This is a genomic window from Leisingera sp. MMG026 (assembly GCF_021654205.1).
GTDB lineage: Bacteria > Pseudomonadota > Alphaproteobacteria > Rhodobacterales > Rhodobacteraceae > Leisingera.
Map to the genome: position 1 here is coordinate 1 of NZ_JAKFZM010000180.1, position 306 is coordinate 306.

Here is a 306-nt window from a genome sequence, read left to right on the forward strand (position 1 = left end):
TTGAAGGCACACCGCACTGCGACCAGCATGGCCGCGAAAAAGGGGGGCGTGGACGCCTGATCGGTCGGACCAAGGGCGGCATGAACACCAAACTGCACGCCATCTGCGATAGCCAAGGGCGGCCGCTCAACCTGTTCGTCACCGCCGGCCAAGTCAGCGACTACATCGGCGCGCGGGCACTGCTCAGTAGCCTGCCAAAGGTCGACTGGTTGCTCGGGGATCGTGGCTATGACGCCGACTGGTTCAGGGACGCGTTGAAAGACAAAGGGATACGCGCCTGCATCCCCGGCAGAAAGCAACGCAAGA

The 306-nt window shown here is 62.7% G+C and carries 1 pseudogene; it reads left to right on the forward strand.

The features are described 5' to 3' along the window. Positions 1-306 (forward strand): annotated as a pseudogene (locus tag L1069_RS24055) (transposase); the annotation flags it as partial.